4 protein-coding genes are annotated in these 3,449 nt (G+C 35.4%); all 4 read left to right on the top strand.

Annotation, left to right across the window (positions count from 1 at the left end):
• The first annotated feature begins 145 nt into the window (after positions 1-145).
• The 4 genes from QM469_RS10465 to QM469_RS10450 all read left to right on the top strand — a co-directional run bounded on the left by QM469_RS10465 (position 146) and on the right by QM469_RS10450 (position 2,498).
• Positions 146-1,039 (top strand): replication initiation protein, encoded by an 894-nt coding sequence (locus QM469_RS10465; protein ID WP_093587237.1) that lies wholly within the window; start codon positions 146-148, stop codon positions 1,037-1,039.
• Positions 1,040-1,065: 26 nt separating this feature from the next.
• Complete coding sequence (locus QM469_RS10460) at positions 1,066-1,470, top strand: hypothetical protein (RefSeq protein ID WP_414276799.1); 405 nt, start codon at positions 1,066-1,068, stop codon at positions 1,468-1,470.
• Positions 1,471-1,833: 363 nt separating this feature from the next.
• Entirely contained in the window at positions 1,834-2,115 is a 282-nt protein-coding gene (locus QM469_RS10455; RefSeq protein ID WP_268709158.1) for a hypothetical protein, read from the top strand.
• Between the two features lie 176 nt (positions 2,116-2,291).
• Complete coding sequence (locus QM469_RS10450) at positions 2,292-2,498, top strand: helix-turn-helix transcriptional regulator (protein ID WP_093587235.1); 207 nt, start codon at positions 2,292-2,294, stop codon at positions 2,496-2,498.
• Positions 2,499-3,449 lie beyond the last annotated feature (951 nt).

Raw genomic sequence — 3,449 nt, 5'->3', positions numbered from 1 at the left:
TTTATAGGTGTACAAATGTCGGTTTATAGGTGTACAAATGTCGGTTTATAGGTGTACAAATGTCGGTTTATTAAGAAGAAATATATTTGTTTGCTTTATAATGTTTTCGGTGGTATAATTAAGAAAAAATAAAGAGGGTTTCTTAATGACGAATGAAGTAGTTAAGCATCATAATGATTTGAACACGGTTATCATGAGAAAATGGACGTCAGAAGAGATGAATTTCTTCTTTGCAATAATTGCAAAAGCCAGAGATAACGGCATAGAAGACTTAGTCTTCGATAAGTATCAGTTAGCCGAACTTGCAAGCTATTCTATTCAGCACAATAAACGATTTCACGATACGATGAATAGCTTAGCTAATAATATAACTCAGTTACGATATATCGAAAAAACAAGCAATTCTATTGAGTACATGCCACTGTTTACACGATTTCGAGTGGATTGGAAAGAAGATTTGTCAGATATGACTGCAACAGTTTCTCTTTCGCCGAAATTTGAGTACATCTTAAACAGACTTTCAGCCAATTTCACACAATATGAGCTTGCAGAGTTTACAAATATTCGGTCTACATACGCTAAAACTGCATATAGACTATTAAAACAATGGCGTACAGTAGGTCGTAAAGAGTTCAAGATTGATGAATTTAAAACTTTACTTGATATGCCTAATAGTTATAAATCGAGCGAGATAGATAGAGCAGTCGTCAAACCAATCCTGAAGCAACTTTCACCATATTTTGAGGGATTGAAAGTTAAAAAAATCAAATCCAACAAGCGTGGGAATCCTGTTCTTGGTTATGAGTTTACTTGGAATCCTGAAATGACTGAATCGTATGTTCCAAATAAGTTCGATAAGCCTAAGCAAAGCAAGAAAAGGAAGTCCAACGTTCCTACTTGGTCAACTCCTGATTACGTGAATACAACGAGTGAGGAGAAAAAGGTTGAACTAGAGCGTAAAAAGCAAGAGATGTTAGCTAGATTAGACAATGAGCCCCCAAGGGTTTTGCCTGGGCAAATGGATATGTTTGAAGATTAGCTAGTTACAGAAAAGGGAGCAACAAAATGACAGAAAGAACTGAACTAATAAACGATATCGAGAAATTAAAAGCTGAAAGAAATAGATTGTTAAGACAAGTAGAAGAAGCTGAGCAGTGGGAAGGTACTGCATGGGATAGTTTTAATGCCTTGGCTGACCACCTACGAGCTACAGAGAAAAAGCAAGCCATTGCCCTAAACTACTGGGATAGTTCTCGAAGGGCTATTGAAAGTCAATTTGAATTCGTAGCTAGTCAAATTGCTCGAGTGAAAAAAGTGTTGGATAAAAAACGTTATGAATTACTAGAGGGTGAAATTGACGAATTGATGAAAGAGATTGCTGAATTAGCAGACGTTCTCGGTTTGGAGATTGAGGAGTTACCAAAACACTTGCCGTTTTATACCTTACCAGCTGAAGAGATTGTTGATTGAGAAATCAGCATCTCTTTTTTTGTGTGTATCTGTATGAGATAAGAGTGTGTTAAAGTGTGAGATAGTCAAAAAGGGTGATAAACAGGATAGTGTGTGAAAGTAGGCGAAGCCGAGAAAATTACCGGTACTGGAAACGTTGATACTATCAACATATCACGGCACGTGATATCAGTTTCCCTTATGCTCTTTTGGAGGCTAGAAAGGTAAATTACCTAGTAAAAACTAAACAAGGGGTTTGGGGGCTCCCAAAAATCAGTTTTCATTTTGAAACTGACCTAGCGTGTGGTAAACTTACTGGTAAGGTGTAAGCCACATGCTACGCTTGCCACAACGATATTATGCTAGTAAGGAGGATTTAGAGTCATGTCAGATTGGAAAACACTGAAAGAGGTCGCGGAGGAGTTAGGGATATCAAAAGACCTGGTAAAGTATCACAGAAAAAATTTAAATATTTTCCAGGTTGAACAAGAGGACGGAGTGTATCGTATATCTCCTTCAGGAGTGGATGAGATACGTTCTCGACTGAGAAAGGATAGCTATGATGCCACGTTTGAAGAAAAGGTCATGCGCCGTCTTAGTATGCTTGAAAAGCAGCAAGAATTGATATATGAGTTATTACTCAAAGCGTTGAATGAGCGTAAATAGTCCTTAGAAGGCTTATAGGGGCTATTAAAAATTTTTTGGGTTAATTCTATGGCTTTGATATTAAAATGCGTTAGAGGACAAAATGTAGCTTCTGAGAGCGTCTGAGCGTTCTATTCCGTGAAAGCTAGCGCTGAAGAAAAATCTTCTGAAAATTTTTGTGAAAAGAGGTGATAAGGGTGTTAGAAAAAAATAATTATCAAAATAATATAAAACAATTTAGAGTTAGAGAGGGGTTGACACAAGAAGAATTAGCTAAGAAAATAAATATTTCAAGGCAGATGGTAGGTTTAATAGAAAATAATAAAACAATACCATCCGTAGAAATAGCTTTAAAATTATCTAAAGTTCTAAAAGAACCTATAGAACGCCTCTTTTGGTTTTGAAAGGGCTTTACTATTTGTGTTTTTAATGATATTATAGTGTTAAAATAAATAAAAAAGGAGATTGTAAATGAAAAAATATTTACGTCGTATTCCTATGAATCTTTTGGTATTTCCGATTGCATTACCATTTATACCTTTTATAATCGGTTATTTAATCGGAAGCAGATAATGTAAAAAGAGAGTAAATGCTCTCTTTTTATTTGCGCTTTGAATAAGTCGAACCCAAAAGTTTTTTTGAAAAAAATTAAGTAATTTATTCTGTCAAACATACTATGGAATAAAGCAAGTGACGAAAAAGCTTATCATACTTTGCTTTTTGGGAAAAGTACATGGTATAATAAAATCGCTATCGGAAAACCGATTGCGACCTGTAGGTCGTGAGAGGAGGTGATAGTCGTGAGTTACTTATTCGAGCTCTTCCTCAACGTTATGGCAAATGTACTGGCACATTTCATTTGCAAATGGCTGGACGATGAGGATAAACGGTAGTCAGCCTACAAACACTCGTTAATCTGAAAAGAACGTAAAAAAAGCCCTAAAGGACTGGCATCCTCTAGGGCTTTGGTGTAGCCTTGAGCTACTTATTCGGCAAATTCATTGTATCATGGTTATATAGTTGTGTCAAAAATATGTACTAGATTTATTTTTAGCTACTGGTGATTTTGCGTTTTAATTTTTAGTTTGTTTTGGGATATGGAGAGAGGGTCGAAACGAAGTGAGACCCTTTTTATATATATTTAATTAATATTTAATAATATATTTAGCCACTCTACGAGCCTTAGAGTACCAAAGGATTTCAGACTTTATAGGTGTACAAATGTCGGTTTATAGGTGTACAAATGTCGGTTTATAGGTGTACAAATGTCGGTTTATAGGTGTACAAATGTCGGTTTATTAAGAAGAAATATATTTGTTTGCTTTATAATGTTTTCGGTGGTATAATTAAGAAAA

This window comes from Streptococcus infantis (assembly GCF_047464215.1).
Classification (GTDB): domain Bacteria; phylum Bacillota; class Bacilli; order Lactobacillales; family Streptococcaceae; genus Streptococcus; species Streptococcus infantis_P.
The sequence above is the reverse complement of the archived record's forward strand: the minus strand, read 5'-3'. Positions and strand labels throughout refer to the sequence as shown.

Excerpts from the sequence above, each read along its gene's own strand:
- QM469_RS10460 (WP_414276799.1), top strand. The coding sequence starts at position 1,066 with ATGACAGAAAGAACTGAACTAATAAACGATATCGAGAAATTAAAAGCT.
- QM469_RS10455 (WP_268709158.1), top strand. The coding sequence starts at position 1,834 with ATGTCAGATTGGAAAACACTGAAAGAGGTCGCGGAGGAGTTAGGGATA.
- QM469_RS10465 (WP_093587237.1), top strand. The coding sequence starts at position 146 with ATGACGAATGAAGTAGTTAAGCATCATAATGATTTGAACACGGTTATC.